This is a genomic window from Thermomonas sp. LB-4, from assembly GCF_036409385.1.
In the GTDB taxonomy this organism is placed as follows: domain Bacteria; phylum Pseudomonadota; class Gammaproteobacteria; order Xanthomonadales; family Xanthomonadaceae; genus Thermomonas.
Window position 1 is genome coordinate 63,385 of sequence record NZ_JAXOFT010000010.1, and the last position, 22,272, is coordinate 85,656.

Annotated in this window: 17 protein-coding genes; 12 read left to right on the forward strand and 5 right to left on the reverse strand. The window is 70.1% G+C overall.

Features of this window, described 5'->3' with window-relative positions; genetic code table 11:
- Positions 1 to 42: 42 nt before the first annotated feature.
- The 4 genes from phoB to ppx all read left to right on the forward strand — a co-directional run bounded on the left by phoB (position 43) and on the right by ppx (position 5,859).
- Entirely contained in the window at positions 43 to 744 is a 702-nt protein-coding gene (gene phoB, locus SPK54_RS08820; RefSeq protein ID WP_330947535.1) for a phosphate regulon transcriptional regulator PhoB, read from the forward strand.
- Positions 745 to 860: 116 nt separating this feature from the next.
- Positions 861 to 2,198, forward strand: a complete 1,338-nt coding sequence (gene phoR, locus SPK54_RS08825) for a phosphate regulon sensor histidine kinase PhoR (RefSeq protein WP_330947536.1) — start codon at positions 861 to 863, stop codon at positions 2,196 to 2,198.
- Entirely contained in the window at positions 2,195 to 4,273 is a 2,079-nt protein-coding gene (ppk1, locus tag SPK54_RS08830; RefSeq protein WP_330947537.1) for a polyphosphate kinase 1, read from the forward strand. Before phoR ends, ppk1 begins: the two co-directional genes overlap by 4 nt.
- Before the next feature lie 56 nt (positions 4,274 to 4,329).
- The gene (ppx, locus tag SPK54_RS08835; RefSeq protein WP_330947538.1) at positions 4,330 to 5,859 is read left to right on the forward strand and encodes an exopolyphosphatase; all 1,530 of its coding nucleotides are present in this window, start codon (positions 4,330 to 4,332) and stop codon (positions 5,857 to 5,859) included.
- A 90-nt stretch (positions 5,860 to 5,949) separates the two neighbouring features.
- Here the strand turns inward: ppx and SPK54_RS08840 are convergent, their stop codons facing one another.
- The 4 genes from SPK54_RS08840 to creB all read right to left on the reverse strand — a co-directional run bounded on the left by SPK54_RS08840 (position 5,950) and on the right by creB (position 11,442).
- Complete coding sequence (locus tag SPK54_RS08840) at positions 5,950 to 7,527, reverse strand: M20/M25/M40 family metallo-hydrolase (protein WP_330947539.1); 1,578 nt, start codon at positions 7,525 to 7,527, stop codon at positions 5,950 to 5,952.
- A 139-nt stretch (positions 7,528 to 7,666) separates the two neighbouring features.
- A complete protein-coding gene (creD, locus tag SPK54_RS08845; protein ID WP_330947540.1) occupies positions 7,667 to 9,040 on the reverse strand; it encodes a cell envelope integrity protein CreD in 1,374 nt (457 codons plus the stop codon).
- 290 nt (positions 9,041 to 9,330) lie between these two features.
- Entirely contained in the window at positions 9,331 to 10,767 is a 1,437-nt protein-coding gene (creC, locus tag SPK54_RS08850) for a two-component system sensor histidine kinase CreC (protein WP_330947541.1), read from the reverse strand.
- A gap of 6 nt (positions 10,768 to 10,773) precedes the next feature.
- Positions 10,774 to 11,442, reverse strand: coding sequence for a two-component system response regulator CreB (creB, locus tag SPK54_RS08855; protein ID WP_330947542.1), 669 nt, complete (start codon positions 11,440 to 11,442; stop codon positions 10,774 to 10,776).
- Between the two features lie 69 nt (positions 11,443 to 11,511).
- Here creB and rlmJ point away from each other — a divergent pair, with 69 nt between their 5' ends.
- The 7 genes from rlmJ to SPK54_RS08890 all read left to right on the forward strand — a co-directional run bounded on the left by rlmJ (position 11,512) and on the right by SPK54_RS08890 (position 19,540).
- Positions 11,512 to 12,369 carry a 23S rRNA (adenine(2030)-N(6))-methyltransferase RlmJ gene (gene rlmJ, locus SPK54_RS08860; RefSeq protein WP_330947543.1) on the forward strand — a complete coding sequence of 286 codons (858 nt, stop codon included), beginning with the start codon at positions 11,512 to 11,514 and terminating at the stop codon, positions 12,367 to 12,369.
- Positions 12,370 to 12,446: 77 nt separating this feature from the next.
- Complete coding sequence (locus SPK54_RS08865; RefSeq protein WP_330947544.1) at positions 12,447 to 13,388, forward strand: DUF808 domain-containing protein; 942 nt, start codon at positions 12,447 to 12,449, stop codon at positions 13,386 to 13,388.
- A 61-nt stretch (positions 13,389 to 13,449) separates the two neighbouring features.
- The gene (locus SPK54_RS08870) at positions 13,450 to 14,034 is read left to right on the forward strand and encodes a GNAT family N-acetyltransferase (RefSeq protein WP_330947545.1); all 585 of its coding nucleotides are present in this window, start codon (positions 13,450 to 13,452) and stop codon (positions 14,032 to 14,034) included.
- A 104-nt stretch (positions 14,035 to 14,138) separates the two neighbouring features.
- Positions 14,139 to 17,729, forward strand: a complete 3,591-nt coding sequence (gene mfd / locus SPK54_RS08875; protein WP_330947546.1) for a transcription-repair coupling factor — start codon at positions 14,139 to 14,141, stop codon at positions 17,727 to 17,729.
- Between the two features lie 78 nt (positions 17,730 to 17,807).
- Positions 17,808 to 18,356, forward strand: coding sequence for a histidine phosphatase family protein (locus SPK54_RS08880; protein ID WP_330947547.1), 549 nt, complete (start codon positions 17,808 to 17,810; stop codon positions 18,354 to 18,356).
- Positions 18,353 to 19,021, forward strand: coding sequence for an endonuclease V (locus SPK54_RS08885; RefSeq protein ID WP_330947548.1), 669 nt, complete (start codon positions 18,353 to 18,355; stop codon positions 19,019 to 19,021). The genes SPK54_RS08880 and SPK54_RS08885 overlap by 4 nt, the downstream gene beginning before the upstream one ends.
- A gap of 96 nt (positions 19,022 to 19,117) precedes the next feature.
- Positions 19,118 to 19,540, forward strand: a complete 423-nt coding sequence (locus SPK54_RS08890) for a hypothetical protein (RefSeq protein WP_330947549.1) — start codon at positions 19,118 to 19,120, stop codon at positions 19,538 to 19,540.
- Between the two features lie 4 nt (positions 19,541 to 19,544).
- On the opposite strand, the gene SPK54_RS08895 is transcribed toward SPK54_RS08890, so the two are convergent.
- Positions 19,545 to 20,486, reverse strand: a complete 942-nt coding sequence (locus tag SPK54_RS08895; RefSeq protein ID WP_330947554.1) for an integron integrase — start codon at positions 20,484 to 20,486, stop codon at positions 19,545 to 19,547.
- Between the two features lie 1,172 nt (positions 20,487 to 21,658).
- Between SPK54_RS08895 and SPK54_RS08900 the strand changes: the two genes are divergently transcribed.
- A complete protein-coding gene (locus tag SPK54_RS08900) occupies positions 21,659 to 22,213 on the forward strand; it encodes an aminoglycoside N-acetyltransferase AAC(6')-IIa (RefSeq protein ID WP_023622803.1) in 555 nt (184 codons plus the stop codon).
- Positions 22,214 to 22,272 lie beyond the last annotated feature (59 nt).

A 22,272-nucleotide genomic window follows, 5' to 3' on the forward strand; every position in this document is an offset into this window, starting at 1 on the left:
AATGATGGCGCGCGCCCTCCCGCGGCGCGGCCATCGGACGACATGCAAAAGCACATCCTGATCGTCGAAGACGAGCCCGCCATCCGCGACATGCTGGCCTACGCCCTGCGCAAGGGCGACTACGCGCCGCTGCTGGCGGCCGACGCCCGCGAGGCGCAGGAACGCATCGCCGAGCGCGTGCCCGACCTGATCCTGCTGGACTGGATGCTGCCCGGCACCAGCGGGCTGGAGCTGGCGCGCCGGTGGCGCCGCGATGCGCTGACCCGCGACATCCCCATCATCATGCTGACCGCGCGCGGCGAGGAAAACGACCGCGTCGGCGGGCTGGAAGCCGGCGTCGACGACTACGTGGTCAAGCCGTTCTCGGCCCGCGAGCTGCTGGCGCGCATCCGCGCGGTGCTGCGGCGCTCGCGCGACGACGACGACGACGGCAGCGTGCAGGTCGGCGCGCTGCGCATCGACGGCGCCGCGCACCGGGTGTTCGCCGACCTGGACGGCAGCTCGCACCCGATCCAGATGGGCCCCACCGAATACCGCCTGCTGCACTTCTTCATGACCCACGCCGAGCGCGTGTATTCGCGCACCCAGCTGCTGGACCACGTCTGGGGCGGCAGCGTGTACGTGGAGGAACGCACCGTCGACGTGCACATCCGCCGACTGCGCAAGACCCTGGAGCCGCACCAGCTGGACGCGATGGTGCAGACCGTGCGCGGCGCCGGCTACCGGTTCTCCGCGGCGGTCTGAACCGGCATGGCCCACGCGCGGGCGATGCGGCGGCGCGGGACGCGGCGCTGCCCCGCGCCGCCCACCCTTCCGCCCCCCGGCAAGCAGGCTTGGGGGCAAACACGGATACTTGCCTGATGCCGCCCGAAGCCCGCCAAGCCTGGTTCCGCACGCTGGGACAACTCGCGCTGGTGCTGCTCGCCGGCTTGGCCCTGGGCCTGTTGCTGGGCCAGCCCTGGCCGGCACTGGCGATCACCGCGCTGGGCGTGGTGGCCTGGCACTACTGGCGGCTGCACCGGGTACTGCGGCGGCTGGCGGCGCGCCAGCGGCCGGCGCCCACCGCCGACGGCGGCGCCTGGAACGCACTGGACGCCCTGCTGTTCCGCGGCCAGACCGAGATGCGCGCGCGCAAGCGGCGGCTGCTGGAGATGCTGCGCGCCTACCGCGCGGTGGCCGCGGCGCTGCCCGACGCGGTGGTGCTGGTGGAACGCAACAGCCAGCGCGTGCTTTGGTTCAACGAGGCCGCCACGCCGCTGCTGGGCCTGCGCTACCCGCAGCACCACAACGCGCCGGTGGCGGACGCGCTGCAGCCGCTGCCGATGGCGCAGTGGCTGGCGGCGGGGCGCAACGCCGAGCCGATGGAGGACGTGGCCTCGCCCGTCGACCCCGGCCGCCGCCTGAGCCTGCGCCTGCTGCCCTATTCCGACGAGCTGTGGCTGCTGCTGGCGCGGGACGTGAGCAAGCTGCTGCGGCTGGAGCACATGCGCCGCGACTTCGTCGCCAACGTCTCGCACGAGCTGCGCACCCCGCTGACGGTGATCCACGGCTACCTGGAGATGCTGGACGCCGACGACAACCCGGAATGGGCAGCGCTGCTGGCGGAAATGCGCCGGCAGTCGCAGCGGATGACCCGGCTGGTCGAGGACCTGCTGACGCTCTCCCGGCTGGAAGCGCGCGACCAGCTGCCGGACGAGCACGTGGCGATGGCGCCGATGCTGGCCAGCCTGCGCCGCGAAGCCGAGGCGCTGAGCGGCGGCCGCCACCGCGTGCAGGTCGAGGACGTGGCGCAGGTGGACCTGCGCGGCGCCTCGAAGGAGCTGCACAGCGCCTTCGGCAACCTGGTCAGCAACGCGGTGCGCTATACCCCCGACGGCGGCGAGATCGCCATCCGCCTGGGCCGCGACGACGGTGGCGGCGTAGTGCTGGCGGTGCGCGATTCCGGCTACGGCATCCCGGCCGCGCACCTGCCGCGGCTGACCGAACGCTTCTACCGCGTGTCCACCAGCCGCTCGCGTGAATCCGGCGGCACCGGTCTTGGCCTTGCCATCGTCAAGCACGTACTGGGCCTGCACGAAGCGCAGCTGCGCATCGACAGCGACGTGGGCGCCGGCAGCACGTTTTCCTGCCACTTCGGCCCCGAGCGCGTGCTCGACCGCGGCCTCGACCACGACTCTTTGGCATCCTTCCCGACATGACCGCCGATTCCAACCTGCCCTCGCTGCACGACCCGTCGCTGTATGCCAACCGCGAACTGGGACAGCTCGACTTCAACTTCCGCGTGCTGGCGCAGGCGCAGGACCCGTCGGTGCCGCTGCTGGAACGGCTGCGCTACCTGTGCATCTCCTGCACCAACCTCGACGAGTTCTTCGAGATCCGCGGCGGCGCGGTGCGCCATGCGGTGGAGCTGAACCTGCCGGCGGGCATGGATGGGCTTGCGCCGGCGGTGCTGCTGGAGCGCATCCACGAGCGCGCGGCGGCGCTGGTGGACGCGCAGTACCGCTGCTTCTACGAGGAACTGCGCCCGGCGCTTGCCGAACAGGGCATCCGCCTGCTCCAGCGCGAGCAGTGGACGGCGGAACAGGCCGGCTGGCTGCGCGCGCATTTCCAGGAAGAGATCATGCCGGTGCTGTCTCCGCTCGGCCTGGACCCGGCGCATCCGTTCCCCAAGATCCTCAACAAATCGCTCAACGTGGTGGTGCAGCTGGAAGGCCGCGATGCCTTCGGCCGCGAAGGCCACCTCGCCATCGTGCGCGCGCCGCGCTCGCTGCCGCGGATCATCCGCCTGCCGGACGCCGACGGCGACGGCGACGCCTTCCACGACTTCGTGTTCCTGAGCGAGGTGCTGTCCGCGTTCGTGCACGAGCTGTTCCCGGGCATGACGGTCAAGGGCGCGCACCAGTTCCGGGTGACCCGCAATTCCGAGCTGATCGTCGACGAAGACGACATGGACAACCTGGCGCTGGCCCTGCGCGACGAACTGCTGGGCCGCGGCTACCTGCGCGCCGTGCGGCTGGAGATCGACACCCGCTGCCCGCAGCCGGTGGTGGACACCCTGCTGGCCAACTTCGACCTCTCGGAAAGCGCGGTCTACAAGATCAACGGCCCGGTCAACCTCAACCGGGTGGTGCAGGTCTACGACATGGTGCAGCGGCCGGACCTCAAGTTCCGCCCGTTCCAGCCGCGCGTCCCGCGCGAGATGGACGCGATGTTCGAGCTGATCCGCCAGGGCGACGTGCTGCTGCACCATCCCTACGACGGGTTCACCCCGGTGCTGGAGCTGATCCGCCAGGCCGCCGAGGACCCGGACGTGCTGGCGATCAAGCAGACGCTGTACCGCACCGGCCGGGAATCGCCGATCGTCGAGCACCTGATCCAGGCCGCGCGCAACGGCAAGGACGTGACCGTGGTGGTGGAACTGCGCGCGCGCTTCGACGAGGAAGCCAACCTGCGCCTGGCCGACCGCCTGCAGGATGCCGGCGTGCAGGTGGTGTACGGGGTGGTGGGGTACAAGACCCACGCCAAGATGCTGCTGATCGTGCGCCGCGAGGGCAGCGCGCTGCGCCGCTACGTCCACCTGGGCACCGGCAACTACCACAGCGGCACCGCGCGCGCGTACACCGACTTCGGCCTGCTGACCGCGCATCCGGAAATCGGCAACGACGTGCACCTGATCTTCCAGCAACTGTCCGGGCTGGCCGCGCCGCTGAGCCTGTCGCGCCTGCTGCAGTCGCCATTCACCCTGCACCCGGGAGTGCTGGCGCGGATCGCGCGCGAGGCCGCGCATGCGCGCGCCGGCCGGCCGGGACGGATCGTGGCCAAGATGAACGCGCTCAACGAACCGGAAGTGGTGCGCGCGCTGTACGAGGCGTCGCAGGCCGGGGTGGAGATCGACCTGATCGTGCGCGGCGCCTGCGCGGTGCGGCCGGGCATCCCCGGGATTTCCGACAGCATCCGGGTGATCTCGGTGGTGGGCCGCTTCCTGGAGCACCACCGGATCTGGTGGTTCGGCAACAACGACGCACCGGAGCTGTTCTGCTCCTCGGCCGACTGGCTGGAGCGCAACCTGCTGCGGCGGGTGGAAACCGCCTTCCCGCTGCTGGACCCGGGCGTGGCCGCGCGGGTGCAGCGCGAAGGCCTGCTCAACTACCTGGCCGACAACCAGAACGCGTGGGAGCTGCGCGCCGACGGCCGCTACGAGCGCCGGATGCCTGCCGCGGGCGAGACGCCGTTCTCGGCCCAGCTGGCCCTCCTCGAGGCGCTGGACGCCTGACGGCGCCGGCCCCGCGGGCGATAATGCCGCATGCGCCTTCCCAGCCCTTCGACCGCATGAGTCCGCTTCCGCCCCGCGCTCCCACGCCGCTGCACGACGGCGACCTGGTGGCAGCGGTCGACCTCGGGTCCAACAGCTTCCACATCGTGGTGGCACAGCGCGTGCTGGGCCAGCTGCGGGTGGTCGACCGCCTGCGCGAGACCGTGCGCATGGGCGAAGGCCTGAACGCACTGGGCGGGCTGTCGCCGGAGGTGCGCGACCGCGCGCTGGCCTGCCTGGCGCGGTTCGGCCAGCGCATCGCCGAGATCCCGCCGCGCCAGGTGCGCGCGGTGGCCACCCATACCGTGCGCCAGCTGCGCGCGCCGGAATCGTTCCTGGCCCCGGCCGAGGCGGCGCTGGGCCACGCCATCGACGTGATCTCCGGCCGCGAGGAAGCGCGCCTGGTCTACCTGGGCGTGGCCCACGAGCAGCCGCCGCAGGAAGGCCAGAAGCGACTGGTCATCGACATCGGCGGCGGCTCCACCGAATGCATCATCGGCGAGGGCTTCACCCCGCTGGAGCGCGAAAGCCTGCAGGTCGGCTGCGTGGCCAGCACGCGCCGCTTCTTCGAGGGCAACAAACTCACCCGCAAGCGCTGGAACGCCGCGTTCACCGAAGTGTCGGCGCAGCTGCAGCAGTTCGCCGCCACCTATCGCCGGCTGGGCTGGGACGAAGCCATCGGCACCTCCGGCACCCACAAGGCGATCGGCGGCATCTGCGCGGCGATGAAGCTGACCAAGGGCGCGATCACCTTCGACGCACTGGTGCAGATCCGCGACCGCATCCTGCAGGCCGGCAGGATCGAGGACATCGACCTGCCCGGCCTGTCCGACGACCGCCGCCCGGTGATCGCCGGCGGCGTGCTGGTGCTGGAAGCGGTGTTCGCCGCACTGCGGCTGGAACGGCTGCAGGTGAGCAAGGCCGCACTGCGCGAAGGCGTGCTGTTCGACCTGCTGGGCCGCGGCGGCGCCGACGACCCGCGCGACGTGTCGGTGGCCGCGCTGATGCAGCGCTACGGCGTCGATGCCACCCAGGCCATGCGGGTGGAAACCACCGCACTGGCCCTGTTCGAGCAGGTGGCCGGCGACTGGGCGCTGAGCGCCGACGACCGCGCCATGCTCGCCCGCGCCGCCCGCCTGCATGAACTCGGGCTGGCGATCGCCCACAGCGGCTACCACACCCACGGCGCCTACGTACTGCAGAACTCCGACATCGCCGGCTTCTCGCAGCAGGGGCAGCGCTTCCTGGCCGCGCTGGTGCGCACGCACCGGCGCAGCGTGCCGAAGTCCGCGTTCGAGATGATTCCCGACCGGCTGCTGGCCAACGTCCGCCGCACCGCCGCGCTGCTGCGGCTGGCGGTGCTGCTGCACCGCTCGCGCGGCAGCGAGCAGCCGCAGGGCCTGCAGCTGCAGGCCGACGGCGACCGCTTGCTGTTGCAGCTGGACCGTCGCTGGCTGCAGGGCCGTCCGCTGCTACGGGCGGACCTGGAGGCGGAGCCGGAGGACATGCTGGGGCTGGGCATCCACCTGAAGCTCGCGCTCGACTGAGCCCGGCCAGCCGCCGCTGCACGGGCGCAGCCGGGCCAACAAAAAGGGTCGGCACATGGCCGGCCCTTCGCGTTTCCCCGCAGAACCCGCTTACTTCTCGACGAACGGCTTGCGCGGCAGCTTGGCCGGGCGCATCGCGGTGTTGTAGACGAACGAGGCGACGATCGCCGAGGCCTGCTTCAGGTCGTTGGCCACCGCGTGGTCCTGCACGTCCAGGTGGGTGTGGTGGACGTGGCTGAAGTAGTCCAGCTGGTCCTGCACGAACTGGAAGCCGGGGATGCCCACCGCGTCGAAGCTGACGTGGTCGGTGCTGCCGGTGTTGCGCTGGGTGACGATGGTGGCGCCGACGTCGTGCCACGGCTTCAGCCATTCCTCGAAGATCGGCGCGACGGCGAGGTTTTCCTGCGCGTAGACGCCGCGGATCTTGCCGCTGCCGTTGTCGAGGTTGAAGTAGGCGGAGATCCTGCCGTGGTCGGCGGTGCGGATCAGCTTGCCCTTGCTCTGGCGGAAGAACGCCGGCAGCGCCTTCTCGGCCGGGTCCTTGGGCTCCTCGAACTTGCCGAAGTGCTTGCCCACGTAGGCCTGCGAGCCGATCAGGCCCTGCTCCTCGCCGGTCCACAGGGCGACGCGGATGGTGCGGTTGGGCTTGGCGCCCACCGCCTTGAGGATGCGCATGGCCTCCATCATCACCGCCACGCCGGCGCCGTTGTCGTTGGCGCCCGAACCGGTATGCCAGGAATCCAGATGCGCGCCCAGCATCACCACTTCGTTCTTCGAAGGGCCGGTGCCCGGGATCTCGGCGATCGTGTTGTAGCCCGGCTGGTTGACGTCATCGAGGAAGCGGGCGTCCACGTTCAGGCGCAGCTTCACGGTTTCCTTGCGGTCCAGCGCGCGCATCACCGTGTTGTAGTGCTCCGCCATCATCACCAGCGCGGGCACGCCGACCGATTCGCCGGCCTTGCGCGAGCCGCCGCCCATCACGCGCACGATGCCGTCGTTCCAGCTGCTGATGGAGACGGTGGCGGCCACGCCTTCGTCGATCAGGTACTGGTTGATCAGCGGCGCCAGCTCCATGCGCGCGCGGAAGCGCGCCATCATTTCCGGATCGCTGTTGCGTTCCTGCGGCAGCGGATACGACAGCAGCTCTTCCAGGCTGTCGTGGTCGTGGCGGCTGAAGTCCGACTTCTCGTTCGGCTTGTACGGGCGCAGCGCATCGGTGAAGACGATCTTGCCCTTCAGCTTGCCCTTCCACTTCTCCAGGTCGGCCTTGGATTCGATCTTGGCGAAGATGGCCTCGCCCTCGACCGCGCCGTTGGTGCCCGGCGTCCATGCCTTCGGCAGCGCATGCAGCGGCATCGCGCGCGGGGACAGCATCTCCATGCTGGCGTCGGTGAACGCCCAGCCGCGGCCGATGTCGTCCACTGCCTCGTCATGGACATTGGCCAGGCCCCACTCGGTGAACTTCGAACGGGTCCACTGGTTGGCCTGCGCCATCGACGGCGAATTGGTCAGGCGGGGCCCGATCACATCGGTCAGGTGGTTCAGGGTCGCCATCACCTGCGAACGCTGGAAGGCTTCCTGGCGGATCTGCGAGGTCATGTCCAGGTCCACCTTTTCCTGCGCGTGCACGCTGCCCAGCCCGGCCACCAGCAGGGCGGCCGTCAACATCAATCGCTTCATCGTCATCCCCGGGGAACTGCGGCAAAGACCGGAGTCTAGCCAGCCCGCCGGCACCCGCACCCGGGCCTTTGGTCATGCTCGCCGCCGCTGCCCGTGACGGGGCGCACGTTCCGCGCCCCGCCCCGCATCAGCGCGCCCCGCCGTCCTCGCGGGCGGAGAGCTGGTACCAGTCGATCCGCCGGGTCGCCACCATGATCGCCGCCAGGATCGCGAACAGCAGCCCCGCGCCCAGTGCCAATGCGTTGTCCTCCGACAGCAGCAACCCGTACAGGGCGGCATACAGCGCGCCCAGCGTCACCGCGAAGCCGATCCCGCGCGCGGTGCTGCGCAGCACCGCGGCCAGGTAGAAGCCGATCAGGCCGATGCAGGCGGCGGCCGCCAGCAGGTAGGAGAGGCCGAAATCGAGGTGCTCGCTCAGGCTGAGCAGCAGCAGGAAGAAGATCGCGATGGCCATGCCCACCAGCAGGTACTGGATGGGATGCACGCGCACCCGCTTGATCAGCTCGAACATGAAGAAGCCGACGAAGGTCAGCAGCACGAACAGCAGGCCGTACTTGCTGGCGCGGTCCGCTTGCAGGTACGGGTTCACCGGGTCGATCAGCGCCACGCTGACCGCATCGCCCGGCGGCGCCCAAGGCATCGCCCCGGCCAGCGCCGGGCGCACGCCGTTGGCATCGCCCTGTTCCGGCGCCAGCACCGGCGACTGCAGGTAGCGGCGCTGCGCATTGCTCGCCACCGCGGCGATCTGCCAGCGCGCGCGGAAGCCATTCGCATCGATGTCGTGCTGCGGCGAGCGGCCCGCGAACTTCGGGCTGCGCCAGCGCGAGCGCAGGCGCAGGTCGTTGGCCTCCCCAAGCGGCAGCATCGCGAACGATTCGGTGCCGCGCAGCGACAGCCCGGCGTCCACCGACAGCCGCAGGCGCGCGCCGGCCGCCGGCACCGGCAGGCGCGCGTGCACGCCGGGGCCGTCGGCATGGCCGAGGCCTTGCGCCACCGCCACCGGCGCCCCATCGACACTGATGCGTGGCGTGCCGTGCAGCCCGCCGACATCGGCGATCCCCAGGCTCAGCCACGGCTGGCCGATGCGGCGCTGCACGCCTTCGGCCGCTGCCGGCACCGCGGCGTCGAAGCGCGCCAGCGCGCGCCCGTCCCACTGGTACACACGCACCTCGTGCAGGCCGCGCCGGCGTACATCCGGCTTGAGTTCGCCGTCGATCGACAGTGCTTCCGGGAAGAACGTCCACTGCCCGCTCCTGCGTCGCAGCGTACGGCGTTCGCTGCCGTTCTCGTCGCTGCTGACTTCGACCACGCGCTCCTCGTAGGGCACCACCAGCACCGGCCCGGCAAGGGTCTGCCGCGCGCCGTAGCTGGCGCCGATATCGCGCACCGCTTGCTCCCGGTATTGCTGGCGCTCATGGATGGTGCCGCGGATCAGCTGCAGGGGAATGAGGATGGCCAGGGTCAGCAGCACCACCATCCCCGCCTTGAATGCCAGGCGCATCGTCTTGCTCCATCGGAAGATTGCGACAGCCTGGCGCGGCGGTTCGAGGCGACGATGGCGCGCCGATGAGGCGGGCGTGAAGCGCGGATGCACACCGCGCCCGCAAGCGCCCACCGCAGGGGCACGAACGCTTTCTCCGGAACACGCGAAGAGCATCGCGCCCCTGCGGTGCTCCTACAGATCGCGCGGGGAAGCGAGATACAACGGGGGCCGCCTGCCAGTAGGAGCACGGAACGGGCGCGAACGCTCTCTCGCAATCACGTCGAACGCGTGGCGTCCTTCAGTTGCGCCTATGGCGATGCGAGCGGCAGCAGGACGGTCGCGAGCGCCCCGCCGCCTTCGCGGTTCTCCAGCACCACCCGCCCGCCATGGAGCTTGGCGATCTCGGCGACGAAGTTCAGGCCCAGGCCATTGCCGCGGGCGCTGCCGTCCGGACGCGGCAGCGAGTAGAAGCGCTCGAACACCCGTTCCAGCGCGAAGCCGGGGATGCCGGGGCCGCGGTCGCCGACCTCGATGCGCAAGCCATCGCGCTGCGCCCGCAAGCGCACCTCCACCGCGGCGCCGGCCGGCGAGAAATCGATGGCGTTGTCGATCAGGTTGGCCAGCAGCTGGCGCAGCAGGAACGCATCGCCGCTGACCTGCGGCAGCGCACCGTCCGCCTGCAGGCGCACCGCCACGCCGCGCGCCTGCGCGCGCGACGCCGCATCGTCCAGCGCCTCGCCCGCCAGCGCGGCCAGGTCCAGCGGCAGCGGCGCGTCCAGTCCTTCGCGGTGCTCCAGCGCAGCCAGCGCCAGCAGCCGGTCCACCATCGCCGCCATGCGCCGGCCCTGCGCATCGATGCTGGCGACGAAGCGGGCGCGGTCGGCCTCCGGCAGCGGCCGTTCCAGCAGTTCGGCCGCACCGCGGATCGCCGCCAGCGGGCTCTTGAGTTCGTGGGTCAACGCGTGCACGTAGCGCTCGACGTACTGCTTGCCTTCCAGCTGCCGGCGCATGCTTTCCAGCGCGCGGCCCAGGTCGGCGAATTCGCCGGCGGCGTCGGGGAGCGTCGCGCGTTCGCCGCGCGCCACCGCGTCGGCATAGCGGCGCAGCGCGGCCAGCTGGCGCGACAGCCACCACGCCGCCAGCCCACCCACCAGCAGCGCGCTGCCCAGCAGCACCCAGCCCCAGCGCAGGATGGTGTTCTGGCTGCGCTCGATGAACGGCTGGATGCTGCGGTTGGGCTTGGACACGGTGAGCACGCCGGCGACGCTGCCGGCCGCATCGAAGATCGGCGCGGCCACGTACATCACCGTGCTGGCTTCGTCGTCCGGATCGTCGCGGGTGGAGCGCGCGCCGTACTGACCGCGCAGGGTGCGGTAGACGTCGTTCCAGCGCGAGTTGTCGCGGCCCAGCTCGCGCCCGGCGGAATCGAACACCACGATCCCGCGCGCGTCGGTGATGGTGACCCGATAGCTGGCGCGGCGCTTGGCCTGCCCCCAGATGTCGGCGTCCAGTTCGCGCCCGGTCATCGCCCGCACCCGCGCCGCAAAGCGGCCGTCGGCGATCCGCCCGGCCAGCAGGTCGTCGCTGGCCAGCTCCGCCAGCAGGTTGGCGGTGTCGGCCAGGGTGTCCTCCATCGCCTGGCGCACGCCGGGCTTGACCTGCTGCACGAACACGTTGCCCAGCAGCAGCGCCGCCAGCGCGACGATCACGAAATAGCCCAGCAGCACGCGCAGCGCGATCTTCACCGTCGCTCAGTCCACGTCGATGGAATAGCCCAGTCCGCGATGGGTGCGGATCGGGTCGCGCGCGGGATCGAGCTGGCGCAGCTTGGCGCGCAGCGTCTTCACGTGGGTGTCGACGGTGCGCTCGCCGGATTCCAGCGCGTCCGCCCATACCCGGTCCAGCAGCTGCGCACGGGCAAGGATGGCGCCGGGACGGCGCAGCAATTCGGCCAGCAGCGCGTGCTCATAGCGGGTCAATTCCAGCCAGTGGCCGGCGTAGCGGATGCGGTGGGCCTCGCTGTCAATCTCGAAACGGCCGCGCTGGCGGGCCTGCCCGCCCTCGTGCCGGCGCAGGCGCGCGCGCACCCGCGCCACCAGTTCGCGCGGCGAGAAGGGCTTGGCCATGTAGTCGTCCGCGCCCAGCTCCAGCCCCAGCACGCGGTCGATCTCGTCGCTGCGCGCGGTCAGGAAGATCACCGGCAGCGCGTGGCGTTCGCGCAGCCGGCGGCAGATCTCGAAACCGCTGGCATCGGGCAGGCCGACGTCGAGGATGACCAGGTCGATCCCGCCCTGCGCCAGCCGCGGCAGCACCTGTCCGCCCAGCAGCACGTGCTCGGCGGCGAAGCCTTCGGCGCGCAGCGCGTACAGCACCGTCTCGGCGATGGCGGCCTCGTCTTCGGCCAGCAGGATGGTGGGCATGCCGGCATCGTAACCGGGCGTGCGCCGCGGTTTGGGGGGCCAATGTGAAGTGGGTGCGACAATGCGCGCATGAATTACCGCCACGCCTTCCATGCCGGCAACCACGCCGATGTCCTCAAGCACGTGGTGCTGCTGGCGCTGTGCGAGGCGCTGACCGCCAAGCCGTCGCCCTGTTTCGCGCTGGACACCCACGCCGGCCGCGGGCTGTACAAGCTGGACGGCGAAGCCGCGCAGGCCACCGGCGAAGCGCAGGACGGCATCGCCCGGCTGCAGGCCGAGGCCCCGCGCGACCCGGCGATCCAACGCTACCTGACGGCGGTGCGTGCCTGCCGCACCCAGCACGGCGGCGCGGCCTATCCGGGCTCGCCGTGGTTGCTGGGCCATGCGCTGCGCGAGATCGACCGCATCGCCGCCTGCGAGCTTCACCCGGAAGAAGCCGCAGTGCTGAAGCAGCATTTCGCCGCCGATCCGCGCATCGCCGTTCACGCCCGCGACGGCTACGCCGCGCTCAAGGCGCTGCTGCCGCCAAGGCATGGCGCACGGAAATTCGCCCGCGGGCTGGTGCTGATCGATCCGCCGTTCGAGGCGCAGCTGGCCGAATTCGACCTCGCGCTGGCCGCGCTGGCCGACGGCCTGGCGCGGTGGCCGCAGGGCATGTTCGCGCTGTGGTACCCGATCAAGCAGGGCCGCGCGCTGCATCCGTTCCGCCGCGCCGCCGCCAGGCTGCCGGCGAAGTCGGCGCTGCTGCTGGAGCTGCTGGTGCGCCCGGACGACTCGCCGCTGCGGCTGAACGGCAGCGGCATGCTGATCCTCAATGCCCCGTGGCAGTTCGACGCCGACATGTGGCCCACCCTGGACGCCCTGCGCCGGGCGCTGGGCGAACCCGGCGCCAGCGCGCGGGTGGAGTGGGTGCGCGAACCGGCGTGAGGGCTGCGACGGCGCCGTCGCGCGCCGTTGCACCCGGGCATGCGAGACTTCCGCCCCTGCCCCGACTGAATCAGCCCATGGCTTCCAGCTTCTTCGCGCTGTTCGACGACATCGCCACCCTGCTCGACGACATTTCGGTGATGGCCAAGGTCGCCACCAAGAAGACCGCTGGCGTGCTGGGCGACGACCTGGCGCTGAACGCGCAGCAGGTCACCGGCATCCGCGCCGAGCGCGAGCTGCCGGTGGTTTGGGCGGTGGCCAAGGGCTCGCTGGTCAACAAGGCGATCCTGGTGCCGGCGGCGCTGGCGATCGCGGCGCTGGAGGCGTGGCTGAAATCGCGCGGCATCGGCATCCCGCTGATCCTGCCGCTGCTGATGCTGGGCGGCGCCTACCTCTGCTACGAGGGCGTGGAGAAGCTCGCGCACAAGTTCCTGCACAAGGGCGATGACGCCGAACACCGCGACATGCTGGTGCAGGCGGTGGCCGACCCGTCGATGGACATGGTGGCGTTCGAGCGCGACAAGATCCGCGGCGCCGTCCGCACCGACTTCATCCTGTCCGCCGAGATCATCGTCATCACCCTGGGCACGGTGGCCACCCAGCCGTTCGCCAAGCAGCTGGGGGTGCTGGTGGTGATCGCCCTGCTGATGACCGTCGGCGTGTACGGACTGGTCGGCGGCATCGTCAAGCTGGACGACCTGGGACTGCGCCTGACCCGGGCTGGCGCCGGCAGCGCCAGCATGGCGCTGGGCCGGGCCATCCTGGCCTTCGCCCCGAAGCTGATGCGGTTCCTGTCGGTGGCCGGCACCGCCGCGATGTTCCTGGTCGGCGGCGGCATCCTGGTCCACGGCATCCCGCTGCTGCACCATTGGGCCCAAGCCGCGCACGCGCTGCCGCCGGGCTGGCTGTGGGAAAACCTGTTCAATGCCGCCTGCGGCGTGGTCGCCGGGGCACTGGTGCTGGGCGCCGTCAAGGCCGTGGCCGGCCTGCGTGGCCGCGGCTCGCCCGCCGCCGGCTGAGGCTCATCCGCCAGACACGCGCCGTTCATTTTTTTAACGCCTCCCACGCGAAGATGCCGGAATGGCCGCCCGCAACCGCATGCCCCCGTGGCACGAAAACGTCCGCCTCGCCAACGGGCGGGACATCCTGATCCGCCCGATCCGGCCGGAAGACGCCGGGCCGATGCAGGCCGCGTTCAGCCTGCTGGAGCCGGACGAGATCCGCCAGCGTTTCCTGCACCCGATGAAGGAACTGAGCGCGCAGCAGGCAGAGCGGCTGGCCCGCCCGGACCCGCGCCGCGACTTCGCGCTGGTGGCCGCTGAACCGCTGCCGCCTGGCGAGGCACTGGTCGGCGCGGTGGCGCGCATCTCGATCGACGACAACGGCAGCGACGCCCAGTTCGCCATCCTGGTCAGCCACTACGTCAACGGCATGGGCCTGGGCCGCCACCTGATGCGCCGGCTGGTGCGCTGGGCCAAGGGCCGCAAGGTGCGCCGGGTGTACGGCGACGTGCTGGAAAGCAACCTGCCGATGCAGGCGCTGGCCACCTCGCTGGGCTTCCGCCAGGAGGCGACCGGCGAACCCGGGCTGGTGCGGGTGGTGCTGGATATTCCGCCACCGAAGCCGAAGATCGTCCCGCCCCCCATGCCCCTGCCGACCGGCTGAGCATGCATCGGGCAGACGGGTCTGGATGTTCGACCCGGTAGAATCGGCCTCCAATCCCATCGACAACGCGCTGGCGCACGGCGTCCGGCGCGGGCGCGTTTTCCATGCCTGATCTGCAGCTGCAAGCCCCCGTTCCCCTGCCGCGTCCCGGCCAGCAGCGCGCCTGGTGGCGCGCGCCGGCGTCCGGCACAGCCCTGGCCGCCGCCGCGCTGGCCGCGGCGCAGCGCTTCGATGGCCCGCTGCTGCTGGTGGCGCGCGACAACCACGCCGCGCACCAGCTGGAGGCCGACCTGCGCACCCTCACCGGCGGCGATCCCGCGCTGCCGGTACTGGGCTTCCCCGACTGGGAAACGCTGCCCTTCGACCGCTTCAGCCCGCACCCGGAAATCGTCAGCCAGCGCCTGGCCACGCTGGCACGCCTGCCGGAACTCAAGCGCGGCCTGGTGATCGTGCCGGCCGCCACCCTGATGCAGCGGCTGGCCCCGCGCGCGCACGTGCTGGGCAACCGCTTCAGCGTGCGGCTGGGCCAGCGCATGGACATGGACGCGGAGAAGCGGCGGCTGGAATCGGCCGGCTACCGCAACGTGCCGCAGGTGTTCGACCCCGGCGACTTCGCGGTGCGCGGCGGCCTGCTGGACGTGTACCCGATGGGCGCCGACGCGCCGTTCCGGGTGGAGTTGCTGGACGATACGATCGACAGCATCCGCGCCTTCGACCCTGAGTCGCAGCGCTCGCTGGAAAGGATCGAGGCCATCGAGCTGCTGCCGGGCCGCGAAGTGCCGATGGACGATGCCCACGTGCAGCGCGCGCTGGAGGCACTGCGCGAACGTTTCGACATCGACACCCGGCGCAGCGCGCTGGTGCAGGACCTGAAGGCCGGGCTGGCGCCGGCCGGGGTGGAGTACTACCTGCCGCTGTTCTTCGCCGCGCCGCGCGGCGCCACCGCCAGCACCGAGACCCTGTTCGACTACCTCGGCGCCAACGCACTGCCGCTGGTCTGCGACGGCGCGCTGGAGGCCGCCGAGCACGCGTGGAAGCAGATCGGCGAGCGCTACGAGCAGCTGCGCCACGACATCGAACGCCCGCTGCTGCCACCGGCCGAGCTGTGGCTGTCGCCCGATGCGCTGCGCGAAACCCTGAACCGCTTCGAGCGCATCGAGGTCTGCGGGGCGCAGCATCCGCGCCACGACGACGCCCAGCCGCTGCCGGTGCAGCCGGCCCCCACCTTGCCGCTGACCGCGAAGGACCAGCCCGCCGGGCAGGCGCTGCGCGATTTCCTGTCGCACTACCCCGGCCGCGTGCTGGTGGCGGCGGATTCGCCGGGGCGGCGCGAGGCGCTGCTGGAGGTGCTGCAGGCGGCGGGATTGCAGCCCGAAGTGCTGGCAGACTGGTCGGCTTTTGCGGGAGCCACCCAAGGCGCGATGGGCCTTGCCGCCGGGCGCGGTGGGCAGACCGACCAAGCGAGTATCGGGGAGCGCCTCGGGCTGCCTGCCGCGCCCGGCGGCAAGGCCGGCCCGCAGCCGTTCGCAATCGCCGTCGCCCCCTTCGACGATGGCTTCGCGCTGGATGCGCCGGCGCTATGCGTGCTCACCGAACGCCAGCTGTTCCCCGAACGCGCCAGCCAGCCGCGCCGTCGCAAGCGCGCGGGACGCGAGCCGGAAGCGATCATCCGCGACCTCGGCGAGCTGACCCTGGGCGCGCCGATCGTGCATGAGGACCACGGCGTGGGCCGCTACCGCGGGCTGGTGGCGATGGACGTGGGCGGCATGCCCGGCGAGTTCCTCGACATCGAATACGCCAAGGGCGACCGGCTGTACGTGCCGGTGGCCCAACTGGACCGCATCAGCCGCTATTCCGGCGCCAACCCCGACACCGCGCCGCTGCACAACCTCGGCGGCGAGCAGTGGGCGAAGGCGAAGAAGAAGGCCGCCGACAAGGTCCGCGACGTCGCCGCCGAACTGCTGGAGATCCAGGCCAAGCGGCAGGCGCGGCAAGGCCTGGCCATCGACGTGGACCGCGCGATGTACGAGCCGTTCGCGGCGGGCTTCCCGTTCGAGGAAACCCCCGACCAGCACGCCGCCATCGAAGCGGTGCTGCGCGACCTGGCCTCCTCGCAGCCGATGGACCGGGTGGTCTGCGGCGATGTCGGCTTCGGCAAGACCGAGGTGGCGGTGCGCGCCGCCTTCGCCGCAGCCAGCGCCGGCAAGCAGGTGGCGATCCTGGTGCCCACCACCCTGCTGGCCGAGCAGCATTACCAGAACCTGCGCGACCGCTTCGCCGACTGGCCGCTGCGGGTGGAGGTGCTGTCGCGCTTCAAGAGCAAGAAGGAAATCGAAGCGGAACTGCAGAAGCTGGCCGAAGGCAAGCTCGACGTGATCGTCGGCACCCACCGCCTGCTGCAGCCGGACGTGAAGTTCAACGACCTGGGCCTGGTCATCGTCGACGAGGAACAGCGCTTCGGCGTGCGCCAGAAGGAGGCGCTGAAGAAGCTGCGCGCCAACGTGCACCTGCTGACGCTGACCGCCACCCCGATCCCGCGCACGCTCAACATGGCGATGAGCGGCCTGCGCGACCTCTCCATCATCGCCACCCCGCCGGCCAACCGGCTGGCGGTGCAGACCTTCGTCCACGTCTGGGACGACGCGCTGCTGCGCGAGGCCTTCCAGCGGGAACTGGCGCGCGGCGGCCAGGTGTATTTCCTGCACAACGACGTGGAGAGCATCGGCCGCATGCACGACCAACTGCAGGCGCTGGTGCCGGACGCGCGCATCGGCATCGCCCACGGGCAGATGCACGAGCGCGAGCTGGAGCGGGTGATGCTGGACTTCCACAAGCAGCGCACCAACGTGCTGCTGTGCTCCACCATCATCGAATCCGGCATCGACATCCCCAATGCCAACACCATCCTGATCAACCGCGCCGACAAGTTCGGCCTGGCCCAGCTGCACCAGCTGCGCGGCCGCGTGGGCCGCAGCCACCATCGCGCCTATGCCTACCTGCTGGTGCCGGACGGCCGCAGCATCACCGCGGACGCGAAGAAGCGGCTGGAGGCGATCAGCTCGATGGACGAACTGGGCGCCGGCTTCACCCTGGCTACCCACGACCTGGAGATCCGCGGCGCCGGCGAACTGCTGGGCGAGGACCAGAGCGGGCAGATGGCCGAGGTCGGCTTCAGCCTGTACACCGAGCTGTTGGAACGCGCGGTCAAGTCGATCAAGCAGGGCCGGATCCCCGACGTGGACGACACCGACCGCTTCGGCGCCGACGTGGACCTGCACGTGCCGGCGCTGATCCCCGACGACTACCTGCCCGATCCGCACGCGCGGCTGACCCTGTACAAGCGCATCAGCGCCGCGCGCGACTTTGATGCACTGCGCGAGCTGCAGGTGGAGATGATCGACCGCTTCGGCCTGCTGCCGGATGCCGCCAAGCACCTGTTCGCCACCGCCGAGTTGAAGCTGGATGCGACCCGGCTCGGCATCCGCAAGCTCGACCTGGGCGGCAGCGGCGGGCGCATGCAGTTCGTGGAGAAACCCGCGGTGGACCCGATGGCGGTGATCCGGCTGATCCAGGGCCAGCCCAGGCACTACCGCATGGACGGCCCGGACAAGCTGCGCATCACCCTGGAGCTGCCCGACGCGGCCACGCGCTTCAGCGCCGCGCGCGGCCTGCTGACGGCGCTGCAGCCGGGATAGCGTGCCATCCGCGGCAACGGTCCGGACCAAGCCGCGCGCGAACGGGGGCCAGCCCTGCGGGCGGCCTATGATGGGCGGATGCAACGACGCCTTTCCGCCCCCATCGCCGCGCTGGCCTGCCTGCTGCTGGCAGCCTGCGCGACCCGCCCGCCCACCGCCACCGACACCGCGACCTTCATCGTGGTGCGCCACGCGGAAAAGGTCGATGCCAGCCGCGACCCCGACCTGAGCGCAGCCGGCCAGGCCCGCGCCCGCGCGCTGGCGGCGCGGCTAGGCGCGCTGCCGCTGGCGGCGGCCTACGCCACCGAGTTCAAGCGCACCGGGCAGACCGTTTCGCCCACCGCGCAGGCACGCGGGCTGGCGATCACGGCCTATGCCGCCGGCGAACCGGCTGCCGCCCTTGCCGTCCGCCTGCGCGCCGCGCACCCGCGCGGCACGGTACTGGTGGCCGGCCACAGCAATACCGTGCCCGACATCGTCGCCGCGCTCTGCCGCTGCGCCGTCGCACCCATGCCGGACCACGAGTACGACCGCCTCAGCACCATCCGCATCGGCGCCGATGGCCAGCCGCGCCTGCTGGTGGAACGCTATGGCGCAGCCAATCCGCCTCCGGCCACCACCCCGTGATCAGCACAGCCCCGCAATGGCAGGGCGACAGCGCCGCGCTGCGCGAACTGCAGGCAAGCCTGGCGGAGGAGGTGGAGCTGCGCGACCGCTTCCCGCAGCCGTTGCGCAGCATCGCCGGTTTCGCGGTGGGCAGCGGGGACGACGGTGCCACCGTGCGCGCCGTCGCAGTGCTGATGGATGCAGAGACGCTGGCCGTGCTCGACCATCGGACGGTGCGCCGACCGGCTTCGATGCCGGCACTTCCCGGCCTGCGCAGCTTCCGCGAACTGCCCGCCCTGCTGGACGCGCTGGCGATGCTGCGGCGCGCCCCGGACCTGGCCTTCATCAACGGCCACGGCTTCGCCCATCCGCAGCGGCTTGGCATCGCCGCGCATTTCGGCGTGGCCAGCGGCCTGCCCAGCATCGGCGTGGCCACCAGCACGCTTGTCGGCGAAGCCCGGATGGCGCTGCACGAGATGCGCGGCGCGTTTACTCCGCTGCGCGACGGCCCCAAGCAGATCGGCTGGCTGCTGCGAAGCCGGGCGGACTGCGCGCCCCTGGTGGTCTCGCCCGGCCACCGGGTAGCGATGGCAGCAGCACCCGAACTGGTGATGCGCTTCACCACCAGCCACCGACTGCCGGAACCGCTGCGGCTGGCCGAAACCCCGGCCCCACGGATGGCGTGACGCGCGGCCATGGCCGCAACGGTGGAAGCGCCGGGCACGCCGCCTCCACCGAAGAAGTGCTATATCCCGCACTGACCCCACTGCAGCGAGCCCGCCATGCGCCGTATCGCCAGCCTCCTTGCCATCGCCCTGCTCGGCGGCTGCGTCGGCGCAGTGCCCAGCCCCCAGCCGCCTGCCGGCGAGGACAGCCCCATGCACGACCACGCCCCGCAGACCGTGACCCTGGGCGTGGGCGAACGCGCCATCCTGATGGACGGCAGCCAGTTGACCTACCTGCGCCTGGTCAACGACTCGCGCTGCCCGCCGGACGTACGCTGCGTCTGGGCCGGGGATGCCGAAGTCCGGCTGCGTTGGCAGCCCGACGACAGCAGCGGCAGCGAATTCTCTCTGCACACCAGCCCGCTGCGCGGCCAGGGCCAGACCGAGGCAACCGTGGGCGGCCTGCACATCGCGCTGCAGTCGCTGGAACGCGGCATCGCCCCGAAGGCAAGCCTGCTGGTCACCGCCACCAATCCCTGACCGCTCATCCGTCCAGCGGGCTGCGCACACCGCGCCCGCCCCGGTTCAACACGTGGGTGTAGATCTGGGTGGTGGCCACGTCCTTGTGCCCCAGCAGCTCCTGGATGGTGCGGATGTCGTAGCCGGCCTCCAGCAAGTGGGTGGCAAACGAGTGGCGCAGGGTGTGCGCACTGAGCAGCTTGTCGATCCCCGCCTGCGCCCGCGCCTGCTTCAGGGCACGCGCCAGCACCGCATCGTCGACGTGGTGGCGATGGATCCCGCCGCTGCGCGGGTCCACCGAGCGCCGATCCGCCGCGAACACGAACTGCCATCCGAACTCGCGCCCCGCCTGCGGATACTTGCGCGACAACGCATCGGGCAGCGGGGTTTCGCCGAAGCCTTCGGCGAGATCCTGGCGATGCAGCACCCGTGCGCGCGCGATTTCACGCTGAAGCGGCCCCTCCAGCGCCCGCGGCAGCATCGTATGGCGGTCCTTGCCGCCCTTGCCATTGCGGATGAGGATCTCATTGCGGGCAAAATCCACGTCCTTGACCCGCAGCCGCAGGCACTCCATCAACCGCATGCCGGTGCCATACAGCAGGCTTGCCATCAGCCAGGTACGCCCCTCCATCATCGAAAGAAGCCGCCGCACCTCTTCCATCGACAGCACCGTGGGCAGCCGCCGCGGCCGCTTGGCCCGCAGCACCGAGGCCATCCATGGCAAATCCACCCGCAGCACATCGCGGTACAGGAACATCAGCGCCGACAGCGCCTGATTCTGGGTGCTGGCCGCCACGTTGCGCTCCGTCGCCAACCGACTGAGGAACGCCTCCACCTCGGCACCCCCCAACTCACGAGGATGCCTGCGCCCATTCGCCAGAATGAACCGACGGATCCACCCCAGATACGCCTGCTCCGTGCGGAGACTGTAGTGTCTTGCGCGGATCCTGCGGCGAACAGCTTCCATCAAGCTGACTTTCCCCTCCTCGCCCTGCCCCGGTGCTACACCTCGTTTTTCAGGTATCTGCCCCATTACGCCCCCGGATCCGCCGCATATCCAGGATGGTTCAGCATCCACCGCACCGCCGCATAGCAGATAAGGGATTGTTTTCATGTAGGAAGTCGCCTTGACCCGCCTACCTCAACCGCGCAACATCCCGTCCTATACCCCGCTTTTGGGGTCTACTCAGGTGTTAGAGGGCAATGACTTCTTGTGGCACGCGATCAAATGCGTGTCAGTCAGCCACTTGCTGATCTTCTTGTCGTAGACCGCTTTGTCGCCGGAGCGGTGCATGTAGTTGTTGTACGTGTACCGTTGCCCGCAGTAAGGGCAGGGGCCTCGCCCGCCAGTTCCATTCGGCTGTGCCATTGCTTGCCCTCTAACAATTCGCTCAACCCGACGCCGCTTCGGGTTCGCGGTGAAATCACGCGCAGTCGGCGGCGCGGGTTAGCTCAGGTGTTAGGCCGCTAAGAGCAATGCTTCCGCAGCTGCGCCCGGCAGCTCGCAGGCGCAACTCGCCAACCGGCTCTTCCGTCGGCTTCCTGGCGCTCTGCTCCAACCTCGTTCAACGGCTCGTGCTTGCCTCAACGTCGCCGGGCGCACGTGGCCTCTCGCGGCAGCAGACACGCAAGCACTCTCGTCCGCTGCAGCGTTTCCTCGCAGCTCTCTCGCTGTGCGCTCGTGCGACTCGGCTGTCGGACGGCACAGGCAACTGCGTGCAACCGCTTGCCTTGCGCTCGCGCGCCCGCCTGTCCCGGTCTTCTGCTACTTTGCGCCCTAACAAGTCATTCAAGCCGACGCCGCTTCGCGGCGCGGCTTAACTCAGGTGTTAGGGCGCATGCCCGCGTGACTTGTCAAATGCGCGGTTTCGCTCTGGTGTCTTTGCATGTTCCGGGCAGTAGTGCATCGTTCGGCCCAGTGTTCCGGTGAACCAGTCCCACCCATGCTTGTCCGCGGCTTCAATGCTCGCTCGCCTGTTGCACAGGTCGCATTTGATAATGTGCCGTCGGTTCAGATCGCTGTGTTCAACAACCGCCATGTCCTCTCTCTCCGTGCAATGCGCCCTAACAATTCGTCCAAGCCGACGCCGTTCCGGCGCGGCTTAACTCAGGCGTTAGGCAGCACAGAGCGACCATTTCATGTCCGCGAGCACCCCCCCCATAACTCTTCGCCTCATGACCGAGCGCGACCTGCCGATGCTCCATGATTGGCTCAACCGGCCGCACATCGTTGAGTGGTGGGGTGGTGACGAAGAGCGACCGACTCTTGATGAAGTGCTGGAACACTACCTGCCCAGAGCGATGGCGGAAGAGTCCGTAACACCGTACATCGCAATGCTGGGCGAGGAACCGATCGGCTATGCTCAGTCGTACGTCGCGCTCGGAAGCGGTGATGGCTGGTGGGAAGATGAAACTGATCCAGGAGTGCGAGGAATAGACCAGTCTCTGGCTGACCCGACACAGTTGAACAAAGGCCTAGGAACAAGGCTTGTCCGCGCTCTCGTTGAACTACTGTTCTCGGACCCCACCGTGACGAAGATTCAGACCGACCCGACTCCGAACAACCATCGAGCCATACGCTGCTATGAGAAGGCAGGATTCGTGCGGGAGAAGATCATCACCACGCCTGACGGGCCGGCGGTTTACATGGTTCAAACACGACAAGCCTTCGAGAGAAAGCGCGGTGTTGCCTAACAACTCATTCAAGCCGACGCCGCTTCGCGGCGCGGCTTAATTCAGCAACTGTCTTGTGA